Annotated in this window: 20 protein-coding genes and 1 pseudogene; 9 read left to right on the forward strand and 12 right to left on the reverse strand. The window is 37.1% G+C overall.

Features of this window, described 5'->3' with window-relative positions; translation table 11 throughout:
* Positions 1 to 404: 404 nt before the first annotated feature.
* The 5 genes from GH715_RS02845 to GH715_RS02865 form a co-directional block, all read right to left on the reverse strand.
* Positions 405 to 1,760 carry an alpha-amylase family glycosyl hydrolase gene (locus GH715_RS02845; RefSeq protein ID WP_163578424.1) on the reverse strand — a complete coding sequence of 452 codons (1,356 nt, stop codon included), beginning with the start codon at positions 1,758 to 1,760 and terminating at the stop codon, positions 405 to 407.
* A gap of 185 nt (positions 1,761 to 1,945) precedes the next feature.
* Positions 1,946 to 2,392, reverse strand: coding sequence for a hypothetical protein (locus tag GH715_RS02850; protein ID WP_153833939.1), 447 nt, complete (start codon positions 2,390 to 2,392; stop codon positions 1,946 to 1,948).
* Positions 2,393 to 2,430: 38 nt separating this feature from the next.
* Positions 2,431 to 4,278, reverse strand: a complete 1,848-nt coding sequence (gene asnB / locus GH715_RS02855) for an asparagine synthase (glutamine-hydrolyzing) (RefSeq protein WP_153833938.1) — start codon at positions 4,276 to 4,278, stop codon at positions 2,431 to 2,433.
* Positions 4,279 to 4,523: 245 nt separating this feature from the next.
* A complete protein-coding gene (locus tag GH715_RS02860; protein ID WP_018933387.1) occupies positions 4,524 to 4,904 on the reverse strand; it encodes a YisL family protein in 381 nt (126 codons plus the stop codon).
* Between the two features lie 113 nt (positions 4,905 to 5,017).
* Entirely contained in the window at positions 5,018 to 6,196 is a 1,179-nt protein-coding gene (locus tag GH715_RS02865; RefSeq protein ID WP_163578425.1) for a DUF418 domain-containing protein, read from the reverse strand.
* A gap of 157 nt (positions 6,197 to 6,353) precedes the next feature.
* On the opposite strand from GH715_RS02865, the gene GH715_RS02870 reads away from it, so the two are divergent.
* From GH715_RS02870 to GH715_RS02895, 6 genes are read left to right on the forward strand one after another with little or no spacing between them, the layout of a single operon-like run.
* The gene (locus GH715_RS02870; protein ID WP_153833937.1) at positions 6,354 to 6,572 is read left to right on the forward strand and encodes a spore germination protein; all 219 of its coding nucleotides are present in this window, start codon (positions 6,354 to 6,356) and stop codon (positions 6,570 to 6,572) included.
* Between the two features lie 11 nt (positions 6,573 to 6,583).
* Entirely contained in the window at positions 6,584 to 6,790 is a 207-nt protein-coding gene (locus tag GH715_RS02875; RefSeq protein ID WP_026287354.1) for a spore germination protein GerPB, read from the forward strand.
* Between the two features lie 24 nt (positions 6,791 to 6,814).
* Positions 6,815 to 7,354, forward strand: coding sequence for a spore germination protein GerPC (gene gerPC / locus GH715_RS02880; protein WP_153833936.1), 540 nt, complete (start codon positions 6,815 to 6,817; stop codon positions 7,352 to 7,354).
* A 6-nt stretch (positions 7,355 to 7,360) separates the two neighbouring features.
* Complete coding sequence (locus GH715_RS02885; protein WP_153833935.1) at positions 7,361 to 7,567, forward strand: spore gernimation protein GerPD; 207 nt, start codon at positions 7,361 to 7,363, stop codon at positions 7,565 to 7,567.
* Positions 7,551 to 7,928: a spore germination protein GerPE gene (locus GH715_RS02890; RefSeq protein WP_163578426.1), complete on the forward strand. Its 378-nt coding sequence runs from the start codon at positions 7,551 to 7,553 to the stop codon at positions 7,926 to 7,928. Before GH715_RS02885 ends, GH715_RS02890 begins: the two co-directional genes overlap by 17 nt.
* Positions 7,929 to 7,977: 49 nt before the next feature.
* Positions 7,978 to 8,196 carry a spore germination protein gene (locus GH715_RS02895; protein WP_100359577.1) on the forward strand — a complete coding sequence of 73 codons (219 nt, stop codon included), beginning with the start codon at positions 7,978 to 7,980 and terminating at the stop codon, positions 8,194 to 8,196.
* A gap of 20 nt (positions 8,197 to 8,216) precedes the next feature.
* Here the strand turns inward: GH715_RS02895 and addA are convergent, their stop codons facing one another.
* The 7 genes and pseudogenes from addA to GH715_RS02930 form a co-directional block, all read right to left on the reverse strand.
* Positions 8,217 to 11,921 carry a helicase-exonuclease AddAB subunit AddA gene (addA, locus tag GH715_RS02900; RefSeq protein WP_153833933.1) on the reverse strand — a complete coding sequence of 1,235 codons (3,705 nt, stop codon included), beginning with the start codon at positions 11,919 to 11,921 and terminating at the stop codon, positions 8,217 to 8,219.
* Positions 11,921 to 15,394 (reverse strand): helicase-exonuclease AddAB subunit AddB, encoded by a 3,474-nt coding sequence (addB, locus tag GH715_RS02905; protein ID WP_324186971.1) that lies wholly within the window; start codon positions 15,392 to 15,394, stop codon positions 11,921 to 11,923. Before addB ends, addA begins: the two co-directional genes overlap by 1 nt.
* Positions 15,395 to 15,632: 238 nt before the next feature.
* Positions 15,633 to 16,253, reverse strand: coding sequence for an HAD-IA family hydrolase (locus GH715_RS02910; RefSeq protein ID WP_153833931.1), 621 nt, complete (start codon positions 16,251 to 16,253; stop codon positions 15,633 to 15,635).
* Positions 16,254 to 16,356: 103 nt separating this feature from the next.
* Positions 16,357 to 16,901: pseudogene (locus GH715_RS02915) on the reverse strand (GrpB family protein).
* 9 nt (positions 16,902 to 16,910) lie between these two features.
* Positions 16,911 to 17,486: an NUDIX hydrolase gene (locus GH715_RS02920; RefSeq protein ID WP_153833930.1), complete on the reverse strand. Its 576-nt coding sequence runs from the start codon at positions 17,484 to 17,486 to the stop codon at positions 16,911 to 16,913.
* Between the two features lie 24 nt (positions 17,487 to 17,510).
* Positions 17,511 to 17,873, reverse strand: a complete 363-nt coding sequence (locus GH715_RS02925; protein ID WP_153833929.1) for a VOC family protein — start codon at positions 17,871 to 17,873, stop codon at positions 17,511 to 17,513.
* Between the two features lie 276 nt (positions 17,874 to 18,149).
* Complete coding sequence (locus GH715_RS02930; protein ID WP_153833928.1) at positions 18,150 to 18,632, reverse strand: hypothetical protein; 483 nt, start codon at positions 18,630 to 18,632, stop codon at positions 18,150 to 18,152.
* A 391-nt stretch (positions 18,633 to 19,023) separates the two neighbouring features.
* Here GH715_RS02930 and GH715_RS02935 point away from each other — a divergent pair, with 391 nt between their 5' ends.
* Genes GH715_RS02935 through GH715_RS02945 form a run of 3 tightly spaced genes read left to right on the forward strand, consistent with a single transcriptional unit; the run spans position 19,024 to position 22,552 of the window.
* Complete coding sequence (locus GH715_RS02935; protein WP_153833927.1) at positions 19,024 to 20,439, forward strand: ABC transporter permease; 1,416 nt, start codon at positions 19,024 to 19,026, stop codon at positions 20,437 to 20,439.
* Between the two features lie 15 nt (positions 20,440 to 20,454).
* The gene (locus GH715_RS02940; RefSeq protein ID WP_153833926.1) at positions 20,455 to 21,126 is read left to right on the forward strand and encodes an ABC transporter ATP-binding protein; all 672 of its coding nucleotides are present in this window, start codon (positions 20,455 to 20,457) and stop codon (positions 21,124 to 21,126) included.
* Positions 21,119 to 22,552 (forward strand): PASTA domain-containing protein, encoded by a 1,434-nt coding sequence (locus GH715_RS02945; RefSeq protein ID WP_153833925.1) that lies wholly within the window; start codon positions 21,119 to 21,121, stop codon positions 22,550 to 22,552. Before GH715_RS02940 ends, GH715_RS02945 begins: the two co-directional genes overlap by 8 nt.
* The last annotated feature ends 258 nt before the right edge of the window (positions 22,553 to 22,810 follow it).

Here is a 22,810-nt window from a genome sequence, read left to right on the forward strand (position 1 = left end):
TAGTGAGCCCAAGCGTTTCTCTTGTCAAACTAGAGTAATAAGCGTAAGCAAAAAATTTAGCTAAGAAAAGCGCAGAGCGCCCGTAGAAACGTAGCGACTGGAACGAATTAATTGAGATAAAGGAATCAGGGTAAACTTGCGAACCTATGATGACTTATCGTAGGGCAATTCGTGAAGTCGCCTAGTTTCTGGGCGCTCGGAGCTAGACAAATACTTAAATGTTATACTTTCTTACCTTTCTAGAAAACCAGTTATTCTTTTTGGAGAATAACTGGTTTTCATCTAGAGCCTAACTCGATCATTGGCAATATTTCCACTACAGCTCGTAAGGTTCTTCTACTTACACCCAGCTTCTGCATTACATTTAGTATATAATTTGAAGTATGTCCACAGTAAAGTGCTGCTCAGTTCTTTGATTTTGCTTGCATTCTACGATTCTTCACACTAACCGCCACTATAAACGCGACAAACCCACCAAGAATCACAACCATCATGGCAATAAAGAACCAGTTAAACCCCCTGTCTTCTTCTAAAACAAAGATATTACTTGTTTCGCGCTCTAGAATCACTCGATATGTACCATCATTTTGTTGTCTGACGATATTATCTTCCAGCAAACCTCTCAGTTGCATATCCTCACCGATTCCGTCCAATGAGGCTGTCTGTGTTTCGGTATCATTATTAATCGCAATATACATTGTTTGATCCTCGGCACTTCTCTTGTAAACTGACATTGCTCCCGCTTGAGCTACTAGATCCATTTCCCCATTTTGTAACGCAGAGGAATCTTGACGAATGGCTGCTAGCTTTTCTAAATGTTGGGCTATTTCTTCGTCCTCTTTATTTAATTCGGCCATGCGGTGATCTGGTTCATCTACACCATTATCCATTGGCACTTCTACTCCCTGATAAAACAAAGAAGATCCTGGTAATGTATAGAGTAATGTAGATGCAAGCTTCCACCTTGTGACAGGATGATAGCCTTCTTTCACTGTTTCATGCGTAAAGCGTGAAGTAAGGACAGATTCCATGTAATGTACACCAGTTATCTCGTGAGAAAATAATGGCTCCAAGGATACTCCCGGTTGTTTCAGGATATCAACCGCTTCCTTTCGAAAATCATGATCGATATTATTTTCGTCTTCCATTCCATCTACTATTAAAAACGCATCTTCTTTCTCAGCTTGTATACGTTGACGCAGTTCATCGATAAAGGATTGAGGTGTCTGTTCATCTACATAAACATGAAAACCATCAATTCCAGTACTATTCATCCAATATACTGCTGTTTCCAAAAAATATTGCTGTACATCTTCATTTTGCAAATTAACGGTTGGCAATTCTTCATTCAATTGATTGACGGAAGGTTGAGACACCCAATCAGACTGTTCATTTACCCAGAGATGTTCATTATCTACATGTGATAAAACAAAATCTAAGATTACCTTGATGTCATTCTCATTTGCTTCGGCTACTAGATTTTGCAGCACCGCGATGTTTCCAAATTGAGGATCGACACTTTGACCATCTAAAGGATCAAATCCATGGTAAGAAGCCGCCGTCATGATAGGACTGAGGTTAATTGTAGTTATACCTAATTCGCTTAAATAAGGAATTTTGTCGATAACACCCTGTAAATCCCCACCATGATATGCAGAAGGATCATCAATATTAATCTCTATATCATTGCTACTGTCCCCATTTACAAATCGGTCTACTAAAATATAATAGATTCCTTCTTCTGTTTGTTCTTCTGCCATGACAGTTACATTCGGAATTAAAAACAGGCATAGAACCATAACTAGTAATACTTTTCTTATGTAGAGCATAATGGTCCCCTTTTCTCAAATTATATTCGTCTTCTATTATCCTAGACAATCAAAGAAAGTCAAATACCCTTATTGAAAAATAACATGAATTTTTTGTGATTGAAAAACTCCCTATCTTAAATAGATAGAGAGTTTTGGTATTTTTTCTTTACTTTTTCCCGAATTCGGTACGTGATAATTAAGCCAGTTAAAAAGAGGAGCGGTGTAAGATAATAGACAATATTACGCCAGTGTAAAGGAACACGTTGGACAAATTCAGCTTTCATATACGTCCCTTGTTCTTCAACCGCAATTGCCTCGGAAATGTCCACGCCTTCTACTTTAAAATACTTAGTACCTACAGGATAATAATTAGATCCATTGCCATAATATTTACCGGTGCGATCATCAGCTTGGGTGGTTACTTCTCCAATCGATTGACCGATAAGAGATTGATTGACTTGTTCGTCAGTAACTTCATATACACGGCCGTCTAACACTACAAACGGATACGCCCATTCTAGTGCATGTAAGGTGGTTGGAATAAGTAATAGAAGCAACATGCCGATAGATAATTTCTTCATAACCGTCACTACTTTCTTCCAGTTTCGACGTTACAACATCATATATCAATCATCACATCATTTTCTTGCAACCAGTATTCAATTTGGGCGAGATGAGCCAACAGTTGTGGTCCAGTCATTAATTGGCCAAACCATGGCGCACTGATATTTGCTGCTTTCTGGTCGACCAATGCTTTTACTTTAGAGCGATCCAATATCTCGAATAGACGTGCATTCTTATCATCAATGATCTCATTCATCCAGTTGATGACTGCATTGGTATAAGCGGGGTGATGTGTTTTTGGATAAGGGCTTTTCTTACGGTAAAGAATTTCATCTGGCAAAATTCCTTCTAACGCTTTTCTTAGTATGCCCTTTTCACGATCTCCGTGAGTTTTTATTTCCCAGGGAATATTCCACACATACTCAACTAGGTGATGATCACTGAACGGAACACGTGCTTCAAAACTTGCTCCCATACTCATACGATCCTTACGATCTAATAATGTCGGCATAAACCATTGCATATTTAAGTAAAACATTTGTCTTCTTGCTTTGGCTTCTGCCCCTTCTCCATCTAATAAAGGAGCTTCTTTCACGGTATCTTCATATCTTTGTTTCGTATATGCTGCTAGATTTAATTGTTGACTCACATCTGACCGTAATAGATTTTGTCTGACTTCTGAAGAACGAATCCAAGGGAATCCTTCACGATTAAGATCATCTTCTAGATAAAACCATGGATAGCCACCAAATATTTCATCGGCACATTCACCGGATAGTGCAACAGTCACTTCTTTTTTGGTTTGCTCACAAAACCATAATAACGAAGAATCAACATCAGCCATCCCCGGCAAATCACGATATCGTACTGCGTCTTTTAATAAATCTACCAATGTAGCATTGTCTATCACAAAGTTATGATGCTCAGTTCCCAATGACTGTACCATTTTTTCGATATAGGTTTTGTCCTGATTGGGCTGGAAACTACTTTTCTTAAAATATTTGTCGTTATCCTCATAATCAATAGAAAAGGTTTGAAGTGCATCTTTTTGATTGTTTTCGAGATATTGTGCCGCTATAGCTGTGATCGCACTAGAATCCACTCCCCCTGATAAAAAAGTGCCCAGTGGAACATCAGATACGAGCTGTCTCTCGACTGCATCCACTAGTAAATGGCGAACCTTTTCGGCAGTTTCTTCTACGGATTCTTCGTGTGGCTTACTTTCCACATTCCAATAACGTCTTGTTTTCCAGCCATCTCGGTTAAAGATGCCTACATGTGCTGCACGCAATTCCTTCAATCCGCCAAATACACCATGACCTGGAGTACGTGAAGGACCAAGTGCAAAAATCTCAGATAATCCTTCCTCTTTGATGACAGGATCTACTTCATCATGTGCGAGAATCGCTTTTATTTCAGAGCCAAATAGTAAGCCATTGTGATGTTGCTTGTAAAATAACGGTTTTACACCAAGACGGTCACGAGCAAGAAATAGCTGCTGCTTAGATGGATCCCAGATAGCATATGCAAAAATACCGTTTAACTTCTCGACGTGTGCCTCTCCCCATTCGATATAGCTTTTCAACAGGACTTCTGTATCGGAGTGAGAATTGAATTGCCATCCTTGTTTCAACAGTTCACTACGAATATCCTCTGTATTATAAAGCTCACCGTTATACACTAATACGTAAGAATGTTGGTCTTTTGTATGGCTCATCGGCTGTTTGCCACCAGCTGGATCAACAACAATTAAACGCTGATGTCCGAATCCAACATGTGTCTCCAAATAAAAATCCGTTTCGTCTGGTCCTCGATGACTGATTTTACTTGCCATACGCTGTACTTGTTCACGTTCATGCTCAATATTTCGGGTAAAGTCGATCCAACCTGTAATCCCACACATACTGTAATGACACACCTTTCCCTATCATAGTAGCTCTTAATAATGTATGCAGCAAAAGTGAGAAAATGAACAAGACAAACGAATTTAAACGACCGCAACAACCGCTGCCAACAGCTAAGCTAGTACTTATGTTTGAGGTAAAAACGAACATTTATTTCAATAAATAAGTGATCAGATGTCCGCCAATAAAATTATCCACTTCACTCGAAATAAAAAAGATCACGGAATTGTCTCCGTGACCGAAATTACCCCATAAATTGTACTCCAAATGGTAGTCTGCCAAAACCTAGAACTAGTACGATTAAAAGAGCTACAATGAGTTGTATCCAAGCACTTTTTGCAGGTTTTGCTTTACTTATCTTGCTTAATACCATTTCCATTGCGCCGATCACCCAGATTCCAGCAATCATTTTGACTATTACTTCACCTAGTATGCCAGCTGAATTTGTATATACTCCAGTATTGTTGATAAATAATAGGAAACCAGTGATAATAATCAATAAATAAACTAACCGCAAGATCATATGTAATATTTTTCCGGACTTATTTCCAGTCTTGTACATGGCATAGGATACCAATAGTAGAATTAATCCCACTACCCATGCCGTTATGTGCATGTGTGTCATCTTAAGTACACCCCCAATTATATTCTCATGAATGTATCATATCATGAAATGTCACAGATTTCATTTATCAAGAGAACCTTTCACTGTATTGTCAAGAATATCTCTTTCTATTTTTAATCGTTCCGCTGATTTGACAGCTTTTTTCCATAAGTCAAACTTCTCCATATCCATTCCAGTGGACCGCGTTTATATTTGTTCAACCATAAGTAACTAAGTATCATTTGGACCGGATAGACGATAAGTCCGATTAATATCGTTTGAAAAGGAGTCAGCTGACCATATAGTCCAAATCCAATCGAATAAAATATGGTTACACCGATAATCGATTGCAGAATATAATTCGATAATGCCATTTTGCCGACATATCCAACCATTCTAAAAAATTTAGTAAGTTTATCAAAAAGAAAAGCAATCGTAATGACGTAAAAAATAGCAGAAGCACTACCACCAATTGCATCTTGTAATCTTGAAAACCAATATGGATTTCCAAATGCATATGGCCCAGCCTTGAACACCACAAACAGAATCAAGGAGTAAATCCACCATTTCCGCAATATTTTTTTATGTCCTTGTAAGTCATGCAGCCATTTTTTTCGAGCAAAAAGTAAACCTATTAAAAAAATCGGCAAAATATTAAATAGTCCTAAAATGAAAACAAATAGATTATTACCATACAGCCAATCATTAGCATTTTGAGTTAATATCTCGCCCCAACTACCTTGCCCATAATGCTGAAATGAACTTTCAATAGCTGCCATATCGGCTAAATTACTGATATCTTCTATTAAACTTGCTAAAAATAATAAACCAGTCAACATAAGTGTCGGAATTAGTAAAAGGCAGATACTCCAGACGACTAAGGTAACATTTTTACGATTCATAAATAACAGTAACAAAAATCCGGTTATTGCATAAGTAATGAGAATATCACCATACCAAATTAAAAATGCATGAATCAGACCGAACCCAAGCAAGATAAACAAACGGCGGGCCATCCATTTTTGAGGTGCTTCAACGTTTTTGGTATGTAAATTTTCATTAATGATTTGCATGCCAAAGCCAAACAAAAAGGAAAATAAGGAATAAAAACTCGCTTGAAAAAATATATCGATAATCATTTGCCAAAATCCCGGTTCGCCTATTCCCCAAAAGTTAATACCATTGCCATAAATCATGTACGGTGCATGAAAAGTTGGTAAATTCACCATAAAAATACCAAAGATCGCAAATCCTCTTGCAGTATCTATCCATGGTAATCTTTTTGCATCTGCTAATGGTGTTGCATTATTCACAATTTTCCACTCTCCCTAATTACTGTCTGCATTTATTTTACTTTATTTTGGAAAAATAAACTAGCATTATTAGGAAAACCGGTACACTATTTTCACATACTGCCGAAGAATTCATAAAATAATTATGGAATGAAGTATCAACGTTAGGATGATGTCTATGCCCGCAATTGTTGGTGCTGTAAAAGTGATCAGCATTGGTAATTCCAGCATTTTTCATATTGGTGATATTTACAAAGTACATCCGTATACACTATCCAAAACCTTCGCTGGTGGGGGGTCCTTTAATACAGGGGATGGTATACGTGTACAGTTGAAAAATGCGCAGACAACAATGGTAGATAATGACGAATTTGATCAAAATATATCGGGAATTTAGTAGGTGATCATGTGAATTTAACAGTAAACCAATCGATTTATATTCATTTTTTAAAAGTTGGAAGTGTCACGAATTCGTCTGTTTTACAAATTGGTAGTACCGGAAAAATGCAAGCAGTATCTCAATTATACAATACAGGTGAATTTGAAGAACCTGCCGAGGAAGCAGTTCCACAAGGTGTATCAGAACCACCATTAGTCCCTTTATCACCTTATTAAAATTCTCTTAAGGAGTGATTTCTGATGGATTATCAGATGATGGTATATTATATTACCCAACTACAACAGCAAGTCCAGCAACTATATAATCACATCAACTCCTTAGAGAACCGTATTCAGCAATTAGAACAAACGAATTCTCCTAACAAAAATACCACAATTGAAAAGTTGGAATACCATTTTGACCAATTAAAAATTGAACGATTAGACGGAACGCTTCATATCGGGGTGACCCCTGAAGACTTACAATCTATGGATGATTTTTCTTTACCTAATCATAACGGAGGACCATTACCATCTGTACACCAGACATTAGAACAGTATGTTGACCACGAATTACCTGACTATTTACAATCATTGGAACAGCAATATCACTACCCGTTAGATTCAGGCTATCGGCAAACATTATTAGACGATATCAAACAGCAAATTTCTAGCAGGATTGCTCACTATCAACAAGCAAATGTTCCTCCTGAACAAATGAATCAGCACATACTTTCTAATGTGAAAAATGAATTTCAAATAGGTCTTAGAAAATGGTTTGAAAACAAGCAAAAGGAGTAAATCGTCATGTATTATACAGTGAATAATTGGAACTTAGGCGTCGGAAACATATCGGTTGTCGGTGTTTCAAGTTCCTCTCTCTTTATTGTCGGTGACAGTCATGAAATACAACTATCCTCGCTTTTTGACACACCTCCTGAATCTTTTATTGTTGGTTCTGGTACTAATAATAGAGAAGAGGAAATAATTGATCATGATGCCACGAACGACTAATGTCAAGCAAGCAAAAATCAACAGTATATCCCATAGTTCCTTATTTCAAATTGGTGATACGAAAGAGATAGAACCTCAAGCAGATGTTCTCGCAGTACAAAAAGAAGGAGGCATTTCCTCTGATAAAGGATTTGAATTAAATCAATATCGAATCTTCAATACCACGACCCAATCAATACCTGACCCTGAAATAGTAGTCGGTAGTCATCACCATCATCAGAATATTTATGTCTCTAACATTGATGTTACGGCAATATCAACATCTGCTATTACGCAATTTGGAAGCAGTAAAAAAATTAATTCACTTGCTCGACTAAAACATATTCGGATTTTAAAGGATGAGAATGAAGAAGAGGATTAAGAGGAGTTTTTAAATTTGTGTAGCGCCTAATAGAAAGGTTGTGATAGTTTTGCCTTCGATTGTAGGACCAATCAAAATTAATAGTGTAGGCGGTGGCGTAATCAATTTTGGTGACAGCTTTTATTTAGCACCAAAAAGCGCTGAAAAATCTGCATCAGGTGCTGGTGCCAATAATACCGGAGATTTCTTAAACACGAATACCGGCTTTAATATTACCAATGCAGTTGATCCTGACGCCGTTGATCAAATAGTAGGTGGAAATGCATAAGGAGAATGATTCTCCTTATGCTATACCTTTATAAGCAAACTTTTATCAAAGAAATATAAATATTTTTCAATGACCGGTTGTTTCCAAATTTGCTCCAGTGCTTTCGCATAAAGGTCAATTTGGATTTGATATCGGTTTTTTAGTTTTTCTTCTACTTGTGAACTGATCTCCTCATGAATCTGATCTGTTTTATAATCCAGTAGAACTAGACCTTGATCTGTTTTGATGACACAATCAATCACACCTTGCAGAAAGATTCGTTCCTGACGGTCTTCCTGCCACTGTGGATATACTTCTTGTGCTGGCAAGGTTAGACTGAAAGGAATTTCTCTTTCCACTTGTTCTGCTTCCACCATTCTCTTGCCGATATCAGTCTCCATAAAGGAAAGGATTGCCTCTGTATCAATAACACTTGCCTCATCTGATGTGATCATTTCTTTCGCTTCTAATTGAGCAATAAATTCTACTAATGCCATTTCTGTCCAATCATTTCTTAATGGTAAATGCTGCATGACGGTATGCATTGCTGTACCAATTTCTGCACGAGTCAACTTCTGCTCTTTCTGCATAAAACGTGGTCTTTTACGGATCGGAGCACGAAAAGGTTCGATGATTTTCTGATCACTATAGCTGTCGATCATTTCATGCTGTCGTTTCATTTCTGTTACCGTTTGTTTTGCACGGTAAAAGATAGAATCCTGGTATGGATACTGAAATTCTAAATGATTGGCCACTTTTTGCTCTAAATCTTGATCTGTAAGTGTTAAACCTTTCCACTTGTGAATGGCTGTTTCTAATGCTTCGATCTGTTCACGATTTGTTTCATCAATGTCCTGGTATTCACTTTGATGGACACGATCCACCCGCCAGACCGAAACATCCTCCGCTATTTCTTGTGGAATGTTTAATGGTTGATCTTCCTCTCTTAATATCTCACCTTTTTGATGACGGACTAAGCTCGCACCTACCCAGTCTAGATAAGATAGCGATTCTAATCGATAATAGGATGGAAGAACCCAGTCTTGGTGTGTGATAATATTTGTCCATTTCTTTTTCTTCTTCTCTAATGACCCTACTGTACCGATCATTACTACTTTTTCTTTCGCACGTGTTAACGCAACATAAAGCACTCGCATTTCCTCGGCTAGCATTTCTCGTTGCATTTGTTTTTTTATCCCATGATAGATCAACGTCGGATACATAATCCGTTTAACAGGATCAATATATTTCGTAGCAAAACCTAGTTCTTTGTGTAACAAATATTTGGCACGTAAATCTTGTTGATTAAATTGCTTATCCATTGCACCGACAATTACTAACGGGAATTCTAACCCTTTACTCTTGTGAATCGTCATAATCCGGACAACATCTTCCTGTTCTCCTAATGCTTTCGCTGCTCCTAAATCGTCGCCTTTCTCTTCCATTCGTTCGATAAAACGTAAGAAACGAAATAATCCGCGGAAAGAAGTAGATTCATAACTTTTGGCACGGTCATATAAGGCGCGTAAATTTGCTTGGCGTTGGCGTCCTCCTGGAATGCCACCAACAAAATCATAATAGCCTGTTTCCTGAAAAATATCCCAGATTAAATGTGACAACGCTCCTTGTCGTGCTTCTTTGCGCCACTGATTCAACTGTTCGATAAAATGCTCAATTGTCTCATTATTCGTTGTTTTAACATATTCTTGGAGTGCTTCGTAGTAAGTTGCACCTTTTTTAGCTAAACGGATTTGCGCCAGTTGATCTTCATTCAGCCCGACAATTGGTGATTTCAATACAGACGCAAGTGGAATATCCTGTCTTGGATTATCGATCACTTTCAGTAAGCTAATCATCACTTGAATTTCGATAGCTTCAAGATATCCTGTTGAAAGCTCTGCATAAACTGGGATTCCCTGTTTCTTAAACTCTTCCATAATCGTTGGTGCCCACGTCATAGAACGCAATAAAATAACAATATCACGATATTCTACGTTTCGTGGCTGACCAGTACCTTTGTCCATAATTTCTGTTGGCGCATCTCCATTTGCACCAATCCACTGTTTAATCTTGGCTGCGTAAGCCCGTGCTTCCAGTTGAGCTTTTTCCAAATCTTCTTCATTCTCGATCTCTTCATCAGGTTGGTCATTTTCATTGAATTCCTGATCAATGATAAGCAATTCGGTATCAACGTCTGGAAAAGGGACATTTTCATAATCTTTGTTGCCGTATATTAATTCGGCATCCTCATCATAGTCAATATCTCCAACTTTCTGATCAAATAACTGTCTAAAAATATAATTTGCAGCCGTTAATACTTGTTCTCGACTACGGAAATTTCGTGCCAGATCAATGCGATAGCCTGGATCTTCAGCTGTCGCAAATCGTTTGTATTTATCAATAAAAAGAGTTGGTTCGGCATGGCGAAAGCGATAAATACTTTGTTTGACATCACCAACCATAAACATATTGCCGCCATCCTCTTGATTGGATACTAGCGACAAGATCGTCTCTTGCACAATATTGGTATCCTGATATTCATCGACCATTACCTCTGTAAACTTCCGTTGCAAGTCTAATGCAACAGACGATGGCGTGTTACTTTCTTTATCTTCTAACAAAATATCTAAAGCAAAATGCTCTAAGTCAGCAAAATCGACAAGTCCTTTTTCTTTCTTTGCTTCTTGATAGCCAGCCTTAAACTGTTTAATCATTTTCGTTAATTGGACGATAGTTGGATGAAGCTCCTGCATATCGCGAAGATGATCTACTAAACTTCTTGTGAACCAATCCTTGGCAATATTGCTCCATCTTTTTTTGATTTGATCACGAATTGCTTTAACCTGATCTTTTTTATCCTCTGCACATTCCACTTTTTTACGAGATAATGCTTTAAATTTCCCACCAGCAAAAATGGTACGTGCTTCTTCCCATGATATATTAATCGCACCTTTTGCTTGCTGAATCATTTCCTTGTCCGCATCTATTGCTTCTGCATAATGGTAAGGTCCGTCACTTTCACGAGTAACTTCAAGCGCTTGTTCAGCTAATGTTTCCATTACCTCTAATTGATCGACCACTTCTTGCTTTAATAATTGCAGCCAGGGAATCTCCGATTCTATCATCTTGTCATCTACCTGATAAATGGACGCCATTTGATCCAACCAGTAATCAGGATTCGGGTGCTGGATGGCGAATTCATACATTTTTAAAATTAACGATTCTACTTCTAAATCATTTCGATCATTACTGAAACGATCCACAACAGCAAAAAAAGCCTCCTGCTCTGCTTCATCGGCTTCTCCATACCATGTTTCAAACAGTTGTTCTAACACATCTTGGCGAATTAAATCTGCTTCGATGCTGTCTGCAATGCGGAAATTCGGATCAATATCGATTTGATAAGCGTATTTTCGTACAAGCTCCATACAAAAGGCATGAAGGGTAGAAATCGACGCATTTTGTAATAATGACAATTGTTTCTTTAAATGATTAGAAGTCGGATTATTCTCTAGTGCTGATTCGATGGCGGATCCAACCCGATTTCGCATTTCCTGTGCTGCTGCATTAGTAAAAGTTACGACAAGCAAAGTGTCGATATCGATTGGCTGTTCTTTATTTAATAATTTTTGAATGATTCGTTCTACAAGTACAGCCGTTTTCCCTGATCCCGCGGCAGCTGCTACTAAAATATTTTGACCTGATTGATAGATCGCTTCTTCTTGTTCTTTTGTCCATTGCGGCATTACCCTTCACCCCGCTTGATTGCTTCGATTACTTCTTCATCTTTCATCTCTTTAATCCTGCGATAATTATTTTCTGCCAGTGTCGGATCAAATTGACAGACAGAACGGAATTCACAGAATGTACAAGCTGTTAATTGTTGCTGTTGATATGGATTCAGATCAACTTTTCCTTCTGTGATTGCAAGTCCCGCATTTTCCATTAATTGATGGATATAGCCTTGGAGCTGGTCAAAAATTTCCCGTTCTGCTACATCAGAACCTTTATAAAAGGAACCACTTTTACTAAATCCTGCCGGAATAATATTACTTCTTCCTGATTCCAGTGATGTATCCATCATGCGGACAACATCTTCCTGATCAACTAAAAGTCCTTTCATTTTAAACTTTTTAAATATTTCCTGTTCGATTTTATCTTCTGTCAGAAAATCACTAGCTGAAATCATTGGATTATGGACGTGGAAATAGAGTACACCAGCTGGTGATGCCTTTTGTCCTAACCAATTTTCTGCATTTTGTAAGACAACATCTAAATAAGCTAACATTTGTAGAGCTAGTCCATAATAAACTTCTGTTAAATTCAACCCTTTTGAACTAGATTTATAATCAATGATTCGCAAATACAATTGCTCATTCTCGATTGCTTGGTCAACACGGTCAATCCTGCCTCTTAACATTAACGTATAATCATTTGGCAGGTTGACAGTCAGTGGTTCCAATTGATCTGGGTAACCAAATCCGACTTCTAAACCGACAGGCGAAAAGTTGGTTTTTCGAGCCTGTTCACTTAACACATACGTTGCCCTCGCGATGACATTTTCCAATTTGCGTTGAATATATTGATAACGATTCGAACTGTGTAAAATCTGATGCTGTAATACTGGTGCTAACTTTCCAACTGCACGATGGGCATATTTCTTCGCTTCTTGATCATATATATCAGAAAAACCAAGCCCTTCTTTTTGAACCCATTCGGTAATTTGCTTTAATGCTTCGTGGAAAAGTTGGCCGATATCTGGTGCATCAAGCTTATATGTTGGTCGTTCCTTAAGTCCTAAGCTATATTTGGCAAAATGCTGATAGGAACAGCGATGATACATTTCCACTCTCGAAACACTTGCATTGATTTCTTTCTGGTATAATGCATCGACCGTGTCTTCTGCTAAATCTGTCGGCTTATTTTGGTAAAAGAGACTTTTAAATACACGTTGATTAATCGATGGTTGATCGGATTTTTCAATAAACCAGTTTAAGACATAATCCCAGACATCATCGATTGGATAGCCTCTTAACTTTCTTGCAAGTTGGGCAGTTAATGCCCCCCTTGTTTTATTTGGTGTCGTTACAAAACGACTTGCTTCTGTCATCTCTTCTGGATCTTGTAAAAATAACCGCTCTTTTTGAACCGGAAAAATTTCTTCGATTCTTTTGATTAATGGAGAGGCAACTTTTTGTTTTCCTTCCTCATTACTGATTGGGTAACTCACCCATAAATAATCAGACGGCAGCGTAAACGCTAAATAAACATAAAACCAATCATCCAATAATTGACGTTTATTTCCCTCTGCCAATTGTAAGCCATGCGTTTGCAGTAAGGCACGTTCTTCTTCTGATATGAGACCATCTCCACCAGGTTTCATCGGCCAGGTTCCTTCATTTACACCTAACAAAAAGGCAACCTTAATGCCATGCATACGCGAACGGTCAATGGAACCTACCACAACATGATCAATACTCGGTGGCACGTGAGAAAATCTTAGTGAATCAAAGCCAGACTCTAACACGTTACGGAATGTTTGCAAGTCCATTGTTTCTTCACCGGCGACTTCCGTAATCTCTTCTAACAATTGAATCACCGCATCCCACACCTGGTCTTGCTCACGTCCTTTTTCGACTCTTCCTTCTTCATCATATTGATCACGCATATTCTCCAATCGTCCAGGTGCTCCAATTGTTTCTAGCCATTCAAATAGGGCAATTGTTTTTTCTTTTATCGTTGGTAATTCCCGTAGCAATTGATCAATATCCGCAAGTGCTGCTGTTACTTTCTCCCGATAAGCATTAATGCGCTCTTGTGTTGCTAATTCACGATCTGTCTGTGCTGATTGATCAAAGCCTTTAAAACGTTGGAATATCCAAGGCTTATCAGTTAACCATCTGTTTCTACCTCCTACGCCATACTCCAACACATAATTTTCTAACTCATCAATTGCCTCTTGATCTAAGGGATGCTTCCCTTCTCCTTTCGGAATAAACCCTGCTTTTAACAAGCGAAAGACTGCATCATATCGCCAGTTTCCTTCAATGACATCGAGCAATGATCTGATCGTTTCAATTAACGGATGATTGAGCATCGTCCTTTTTTCATCCACAAATGTCGGAATCTGATAATCATCAAAAACAGTAGTAATGAGATCATGATACACATCCGGTTCGCGAATCAGAATAGCAAGATCACGATAACGATACCCTTCATCTCTTACTAACCGAACAATTTCCTGTGCTGTTCCTTCAACCTCAGCACGTGGGTGCACCGCTTCCGCGATCCGAACGGGTGCTTGTTCCGAATAGCTCTGAACAGGACGACTATCAAAATAACGGTCTAAATGAACAAATGGTGTTGTCGCATTTTCATTAGTTGTTAGAGGAGTGACTTCTGTTTCCACCATCGTTTGTTCTGCTAGCTGCTCTAATTGATGATACGTTTCCTTTGTTTGATAAAAAAGGTCTAACGGTACTACTTCAGGGTCGTGTACATCATCAACCGTTAACGTTACTGTGACATTTTCGCACTTTTTGAGCATTGCTTCTATCACTAATAATTCTTGTGGCGTAAATTGGTGAAAGCCATCTATGTAAACAGATGCGCCTTCTAAAAAATTAGTCATTTCTAGTTTTTCTACTAACTGCTGTAACTGATCCTCACTATCCATGTAGTGACCTTGTAAAGCAGTAGTCAACTGCTGATAAATATAAACTAAATCATCTAATTTATTTTGTAACGCTGTTTCACTAATTGTCTTATGCTGGAATCGATTCATTTCTTGTAACTGTTCACTAATTAATTCTGGTGTAACACAATAGCGTTTGAATTCGGTGATCATATCCTCCAGTTGTTCGATAAAACCTTGCTTTTCAATGGCCTTCTGGAATACTTTCCATTCATCAGTCCGCTCCTCGACAATTTTACGAAGCATCATTTGCATCCCTGTTGATGTAATGTATTTCTTTGTTGCTCCGCCAGTTAGCTGCATAACACGCCAAGCTAATCGCGAAAAACTATAGACTTGTCCGCGAATTGAGCCATTTATTTCAGGATCATTTAATAACGCATATTCCTGTTGGAAGGTCATTTGATCTGGAACTAAATAGATAATCGGGGGGCCTTGAGGATTTTGCTTGAGTTCTTGTCTTATCTCTTGTAAGCATTGCTCACTTTTATTCACCGTTGCACTTCCAGTTAAAAATCGCAACAAAGAAAACACCTACTTTCTCTATCTTCACGTCTATTTTACCATAGATTATAGCAAACGAATGTTCTGTTGTGAAGAATGGTGTTTGGTTTAATTAATAATAGGCTACTTACTTATCTTCTCCGGGAAATAGAATCGCTAGAAATTCCCTTTATTTTTATCACATCCTAGAATCAACATCGACTTACACAGAGTAATTCAACAAAGGAGTATTTATATTGCTTTATAACTGCTTTCTCTTTTAAATCACTTTCAATATCTCAGCTGGAGTATTTACTCGAAAATCAGGTTTCATTTTTTTTACCACTTCAAAAGAGTCATACCCCCAGCTAACCCAGATTATTTTAACGCCAGTTTTTTTACAAGCTAGGATATCTCTTTTTTCGTCCCCTACATAAATTACTTCTGAGGGCTTCAAGTTATTTCCTCTTAAAAATCTGTGGATTAACTTATTTTTTCCAAATATACTGCTTGAACAGATAACATTTGCTATACTCGTTAACTTGTTGCTTTTTAGAAAAGTCATAATATTTTCTTTTGAATTAGATGATATAATGATAGTCTTATAGCCTTTTCTCTCTAATTCAGCTAACATTTCAGCAATACCATCATATAGCTTCACTTCATTTATGGATTCTCGATATAATTGATAAAACTTAGGCATCACGATTGGCATTTTAAACATCGGAAACTGCAAATATCTACCTCTTTCCTTGATAGACAGTTTCTTCATCTTTTCCATTTCATTCAAGTTTATTTCTCTAAAATAATACTGTTTCGCTATAATATTCCAACTTTTCAAAAGTGCTGTTCGAGAATCTGCCAGTGTCCCATCAAAATCAAAAATAACGTATTTTACCATCAAATGCACTCCAGTTCTACGAAAATTTATAAAATATTATGTATTTAAAATTTTTTAGGAACAAAAACGTATCTCCATCCATTGATCCCTGCTTGCGGTAGTCTTATCTCTCCTTCTCCGCTCTTTCCACAATATTTTTGATAAAAGGTTCTTTTTCCTTTGTATATGTATGTCGATCATGCTTATATGCAGAAGCAAGACTTTTCTTTAAGACTTCATATTCTCGAGCTGCTTTTGGGTGTAATCTAAGATAATCTCGAAATAATAGCTTTTAATCCATTCCTTACTATCATATTCACAGATATGCAAATGGGAAGTGCCCTTTCCCCACTCGCCCTTTCTAAAAAACTTTCTATTCTTAAGCTCTGGTTTAAGAACATACTCATACTCAATTTCCTTCAAAGGGTTCACCAATTGATCTACCTCATCTAATTTTTGTATACCTACTAGAATGTCGATGATTGGTTTTGCTGCTAATCCTTTTACAGAAGTGCTTCCTATGTGCTCCATTGCAACAACTTTATCACCTAAGACTTCTATAATTCTATTTCTCTCGTTAGTAAACTTTTCTGTCCATTTAGGGTTATAATCACGAATAGTAACAGTTGGTTTTGTCATCTTGTTATCCTTATCTCTTTTCTGTTCCATCACCACTTGTTATTTTAGCCTTTCACTAGATTGAAAAAAGGAATCCATCATATAATTTTTCGCCATTAGGTAAGCTGTTACAGTAAATAGCTGACTTTTCACTTCATTTCCTAATAATTGATTACCAAAATGATCGAAATCCAACACCCTAACTTTAATGTTCTCCGTATCATCTAGGTCTTGTTCTTGTGATTTAAACGCTTCCAATATTAGAAAAGTTTTTATTTTATTATTTTGTGTAGCTGGATTAACATAATATTCACCTAAGAAAATAGGTTTTTGCAACGAAGAGTATCCCGTTTCCTCCTTCACTTCTCTGATCAAACCTTCCTCATGTGTTTCTTTCCCCTCTCTTTTTCCAGCAGGTACTTCTAAGAAGAAGTCTCCTCCTGCATGACGATATTGCTCTACCAGTACAATCTGATTCTCATTCGTTATGACAACCCCATTCACCCAATCGGAGTATTCATTCACATAATATTCATCAATCACTATCCCATTTGGAAGTTCACAGCTATCTTTTCTAATATTCCCAAATCGACTTTTATGTAAATACTCTGTTTTTAATGTTTTCCATTTATCCATTGTTCTCCTCCAAACAAATATTCATTAAATTTCTTGTATCATCTCTACCCGATTACCAAAAGGATCTCTAAATTCAAAACGTTTGAAATTTGGAATTGGTACGGAATCAAATATTTCAATATGATGCTGTCCCAGAACCTCTCGCCAATAATCAACATCTTCTACTTGGTATGCTAAATGTGCTTTGGTTTTAGTTCTGTCCACCCCATCTTCCGTTCCTACATGTACATCTCTATCACCAACTTTTAACCAGAATCCTCCACGGCCTTTTAAAGCATCAGGTTTTTCAGCTTCAGGTAAACCTAGTACACTACAATAAAAGTTTTTCCCTTCTTCTTCTGCACCTTTTGGAATCGTAATTTGTGCATGATGTAATCCTAGAATCATTTCAATTCCTCCTGAAAATAAGTTTTTGTTCCATAATCTATCCGAAAAAACATAAAAGCCTTTTCTATACTTAGAAATTCATCTTGAGTTAAGATACCATCCTGTAAAAGGCTTCAAATCTCTTTGGTTGAAATTGCTGCTGAAAGTCTTCTAAATCAACTAAATCGCTATGTACAGAAATTGCCTCCAAATCTATATCAGAAAATCCCACTTCATTGTTTTCTTGGTTTGAATTATAAGTTGAATGTGAGATATTTATTTTAGATCACCCTAGTCCTAATTAAAGAAACTTACTAGATGTGCTAATCCCATAAACACTACCCAAACTAAAATAGGTAATCCTAAACTTTTTAGCGCATGACTCCATTTATTCAGATTCTTTCCTCGTATTAAATAATCTGTTATGAAAAATATACCAGCTGCCAGCAAACTATACCAAAGCAAGATTAGCCCAAAAAGAATGTGTAAAATAAACGAGTAATATATTTTTAGATGTTCTCTCGTGCATTTCGCTATTAAACTTGCCACTACATCACTGATGATAGAAGTGATCGTTCCATAGACTAAAATTACAGGAAAACTGTACATCAAGTAAGCTGGTATAGTTATAGTAAAGGCTTCTATATATTCCCCAACCGTTTGCATGCTTCCACCAAATGGAGTAGGTACAAAGATGAATAGAATGATCGGATATAATGATCCGGAAACAGAAGCGACCACTATTTTTCTAGCTATTTGTATTTCTTCTTTCCATGTCATTGTCCATCAGCCTTTTTATTGTCTAGTCTCACACGAGCATTCCATTGCCTTTAACAAACTTAGTATACCATTATCTCCATTAATTGGAAACCTAACTTTTGAAATGCCTGAATAAGGCTAGAATAGTTGAATAGTAATAGATATATTCGTAGAAAAATGCACAAATGTAGGTTTTCAGTATCGTTTTTTGTCATTTCTCTCCTCTTTTTATCCTAATAATACATAAAAATTTTCTATTATATGAAACTTTTTACAGTAAGAATTCGTCTAACATTAATGGGGATATTATGTGCAAAAATCACCAAGACAAATCTTCACTTCCATTTTCCGCAATTATCTTCATCATGACTCAACCATTCATTCAATAAGAAACTAGAACAGGGGGAACGATATGAATTTTTTCAAACGTGGTTTATTAAGTATTACTAGAAGAAAAGGAAAATCTCTAATTTTACTTGCTGTCCTTTTTATTTTAGGAAACGTGATAGCAGGAGCCATCTCCATTTCACAAGCGACAGCTAATGTCGAAGAATCTATTAAAGAACGACTCGGAACAGGTGCAACACTTGAGCTAGATTATGAAGCACTTGATAGTATGGATGAATCAGAAATGATGAATTTCGAGCTTCCAAATTTAAGTGAGGAATTAATTAATCAAATTGGTGAACTTCCTTATGTTAAATACTATGATTATAATATTACTACCTTCTTAGCTTCTGAAGAAATCGAAAGCTATAATCCCATGATGGAAGAAGCAGAAGGAGAAGTCGAAATGGAAGGGATGGGACCTCAATTTCAACTAAAAGGGGTCAATTATGCCCCACTACTTGATATTGAAGAAGGTAAAAGTGAACTTGTCGATGGACGTGTCTTCACAGATGAAGAGATTGAAAATGGAACGCCTGTAGCCATTATTTCTAAAAAACTAGCAGAATTAAATAATATTCAGGTTGGAGATACTTTTTCCTTATCAAACCAAATATATGAATTTAGTGAATCAGGCGAACAAAAAGTTACAGACTCTCGAGATGTACCACTAGAATTAATTGGTATTTTTGAACCTAAAACCGTAAATAGTGATTCTGAAAACCAAGAAGAATCCGATTTCATGGATATGAATTTTCAAAACACAATCTATGTAGCCAATGCACTTGTTTCACAAGAAATAGAATTTGCAGTTGGTGATATGCCAGAATATGAAGATCGTTATGTACCATTCTTTGTCTTAAATAAACCAGAAGATGCAGAAGCTTTTGAAGAGGAAGTAATTCCATTACTACCAGAACTATTTATAGTTAGACACGCAACAGATTCTTATGATTCGATTGCTTCACCGATGGAATCTATGTCCAATTTATCTAAGTATGTATTGATTGCTTCGGTCATCATGACCATTCTTATTATTGGGTTAGTTGTCTTGCTGTTCCTTAGAGATCGTAAGCGTGAGTTAGGTATTTACTTATCACTAGGGGAGTCACGTATCCGAGTAGTTGGACAAATCATTACAGAAGTATTGATTATTTCCATTATAGGAATGACACTATCTTTATTTACCGGGAATCTATTAGCGCAAACCGTTTCTGATTCTTTAATTGATAATAACAATAATCAAAATGAAGAAGGAATCTATTACACAGAGATGCAAACAAATCTTACAACAGAAGATGTAATAGACGCTTATGAAGTGAGCTTAACAGGAGACTTTATTTTACTATTTTATGCCGTTGGAATTATTACGATTCTTCTATCAACCGTAATTCCTTTAATTTATATTATTCGATTAAATCCTAAAAAAATAATGATGTAAGAGGAGGTTAAACAGATGATCTTAGAAGCAAAAGACTTGAATTATTACTACCAAGACGGTGAAAGTCGTCGTTTTGTCTTAAAGAATACTAATGTTTCCTTTGACAAAGGAAAATTTTACACGATATTAGGACAATCCGGCTCTGGAAAAACGACGCTGTTGTCTTTACTTAGTGCAATGGATACGCCGCACAACGGAGAAGTTGTTTTCGACGGAAGAAACATTCTAGAAATTGGCCATGATAATTATCGCAGAAATAAAGTTGGTATTATTTTTCAAAGCTACAACCTGATACCTACCTTTACCGCTGTTGAGAATGTATTAGTTTCTATGTCCATTACCGAAAATGAATTACCAGATGATCACAAAACTGTTGCATATAATTTGTTAGATTATATTGGCATTTCCCAAGATAAAGCAAATCGTACGGTTAATAAACTGTCAGGTGGAGAGCAGCAGCGTGTGGCCATTGCACGGGCGCTATCTACTAACGTTGAACTGATTCTTGCTGATGAGCCTACCGGAAATTTAGATGAAGAAATGGAACAGGAAATCATCAATATTTTTAAGAAATTGGCGCATGAGCATGAAAAGTGTGTGATTATGGTTACGCACTCCAATGATATTGCGGAACAGTCTGACCAAACATTTTATTTAAAGAAAGGCGTCTTGAATACCAATGAGTGATTTTCTTTCTAATTTTGACAAAGATAATTACGATAAACTGCCTAAAGAAAAAAAAGAGCCACCAACTAGTAATGAGAAACCGGACCAAGAGCTGCCTAAAGAAGAATCGTTTCCTACTGAGCAAAAAAGCGTGAGAAATTCTCCACGTGACAACCATGAACATATTGAAATCGATCCAGATTACCAATGGAAGAAACGCAAGAAATTAATCATTTATATTGCTCTTGGAGTTCTTGCATTATTGTTAATTGCCTTCTTATACTACAGCATTCGCTATGTCGATATGGAGGATTTTGTTGGCGGGCCAGTTGCCGATGCAAGAGCATGGGCAGATGAGAACGATATGGAGATAGAATTAACGCAGGAACACAGTATGGAATATGATGCCAATCATATTATCGAACAAGGCATAGCAAAAGGAAAAAAGGTTAAAAAAGGATCAACGATTACCCTAACCAGTAGCATTGGTGCAGATCCAGAAGAGCATATTGAATTACCTGAATTTTCCGAAATGACTAGAAGCGAAGTCGAAGCTTGGAAGGAAGAAAACAGAGCAGAAAACTTACAAATTGTTACCGAATTCAGTGATGAAGTGGAAGAAGGAGAATTCACCCGCTTCGTTATAAGAGATGAAGATATAAGTGAAGAAGAGTATCGACGCCAAGATAATGCCAGTGTTTATTTCTCCAAAGGGGAAGAAGTCTTTGAAGAAGATATAGAAGTACCTGATTTTGTTAATAAAGGCAAACAAGAAGTAGAGCAATGGGCTGATACCAACGAAATTGAAATAACCTACAACGAAGAAGCATCCAATGACATTGAAGCTGGATTAGTTAGTAAGCAAAATATTGATCCGGAAACAATGATTGCCAAAAAGGACGAAATGGAAGTCACGATTTCACTTGGAAAATCTGTTGAAGTACCAAATTTTGCGTCGCTCTCCATGGAAGAGGCGGCAAGCTTTGAAGGTCTATCCGTAACAGTGAGACAACGATTCCATAATAAAGTAAAGTACGGAAATTTAATCGCCCAGTCTATCGAACCAGGAACAGAATTAACCGATCAAGATAATAAAAGTATTACTGTCACTTATTCAGAGGGCAAACCATATTTAAGAGATTACCGTGGACAATTAGAAGGAGATTTACCACGTTTGTTCTATGAGGACTATCAATCCAAAGGAGCAGATATCTCTTACATAGTTAAATATGTCGATGCACCTGAAGTGAAGGGTACAATTGTCGGTATGAGCAACTTTAATTCCTTTGTTTCCATGGACTACACCGTAGAAATTCGCGTGAGCAACAATAAAGACGCTGATCCTGGATCCTTTGACAGCCCAGGTGGAAATGAAGCACCTGAAGAAATCGAAGAAGAGTTAAGTCCGCAAACAGAGGAACCAGCAGAAGAACAGATCGAGAAATAAGAAAAGCGCAGAGCGCCCGTTTAGAAACGTAGCGACTTCAGCATCAACTGAGATAAAGGAATCACGGTGAGTTTACGAACCGATGATGACTTATCGTAGGGCGATTCGTGAAGTCGCCTAGTTTTTGGCGCTCGGAGCTAGACATCTGCGCAAATTTTATATTTTCTTATCCTATAAAACAATCTCCTGATAGTTTGTGAATCTACTATCAGGAGATTTTATAAGATTAATGAATTATCAGCAAAAAAATTACTAAGA

It is taken from the genome of Gracilibacillus thailandensis (assembly GCF_010994055.1).
Lineage (GTDB): Bacteria > Bacillota > Bacilli > Bacillales > Amphibacillaceae > Gracilibacillus > Gracilibacillus lacisalsi.

Bases quoted from the DNA above. Each gene is read 5' to 3' on its own strand.
- GH715_RS02845 (WP_163578424.1), bottom strand. From the start codon at position 1,760: ATGGCAGAAGAACAAACAGAAGAAGGAATCTATTATATTTTAGTAGAC.
- GH715_RS02850 (WP_153833939.1), bottom strand. From the start codon at position 2,392: ATGAAGAAATTATCTATCGGCATGTTGCTTCTATTACTTATTCCAACC.
- asnB (WP_153833938.1), bottom strand. From the start codon at position 4,278: ATGTGTGGGATTACAGGTTGGATCGACTTTACCCGAAATATTGAGCAT.
- GH715_RS02860 (WP_018933387.1), bottom strand. From the start codon at position 4,904: ATGACACACATGCACATAACGGCATGGGTAGTGGGATTAATTCTACTA.
- GH715_RS02870 (WP_153833937.1), top strand. From the start codon at position 6,354: ATGCCCGCAATTGTTGGTGCTGTAAAAGTGATCAGCATTGGTAATTCC.
- gerPC (WP_153833936.1), top strand. From the start codon at position 6,815: ATGGATTATCAGATGATGGTATATTATATTACCCAACTACAACAGCAA.
- GH715_RS02885 (WP_153833935.1), top strand. From the start codon at position 7,361: ATGTATTATACAGTGAATAATTGGAACTTAGGCGTCGGAAACATATCG.
- GH715_RS02890 (WP_163578426.1), top strand. From the start codon at position 7,551: ATGCCACGAACGACTAATGTCAAGCAAGCAAAAATCAACAGTATATCC.
- addA (WP_153833933.1), bottom strand. From the start codon at position 11,921: ATGCCGCAATGGACAAAAGAACAAGAAGAAGCGATCTATCAATCAGGT.
- GH715_RS02910 (WP_153833931.1), bottom strand. From the start codon at position 16,253: ATGGTAAAATACGTTATTTTTGATTTTGATGGGACACTGGCAGATTCT.
- GH715_RS02920 (WP_153833930.1), bottom strand. From the start codon at position 17,486: ATGGATAAATGGAAAACATTAAAAACAGAGTATTTACATAAAAGTCGA.
- GH715_RS02925 (WP_153833929.1), bottom strand. From the start codon at position 17,873: ATGATTCTAGGATTACATCATGCACAAATTACGATTCCAAAAGGTGCA.
- GH715_RS02930 (WP_153833928.1), bottom strand. From the start codon at position 18,632: ATGACATGGAAAGAAGAAATACAAATAGCTAGAAAAATAGTGGTCGCT.
- GH715_RS02935 (WP_153833927.1), top strand. From the start codon at position 19,024: ATGAATTTTTTCAAACGTGGTTTATTAAGTATTACTAGAAGAAAAGGA.
- GH715_RS02940 (WP_153833926.1), top strand. From the start codon at position 20,455: ATGATCTTAGAAGCAAAAGACTTGAATTATTACTACCAAGACGGTGAA.
- GH715_RS02945 (WP_153833925.1), top strand. From the start codon at position 21,119: ATGAGTGATTTTCTTTCTAATTTTGACAAAGATAATTACGATAAACTG.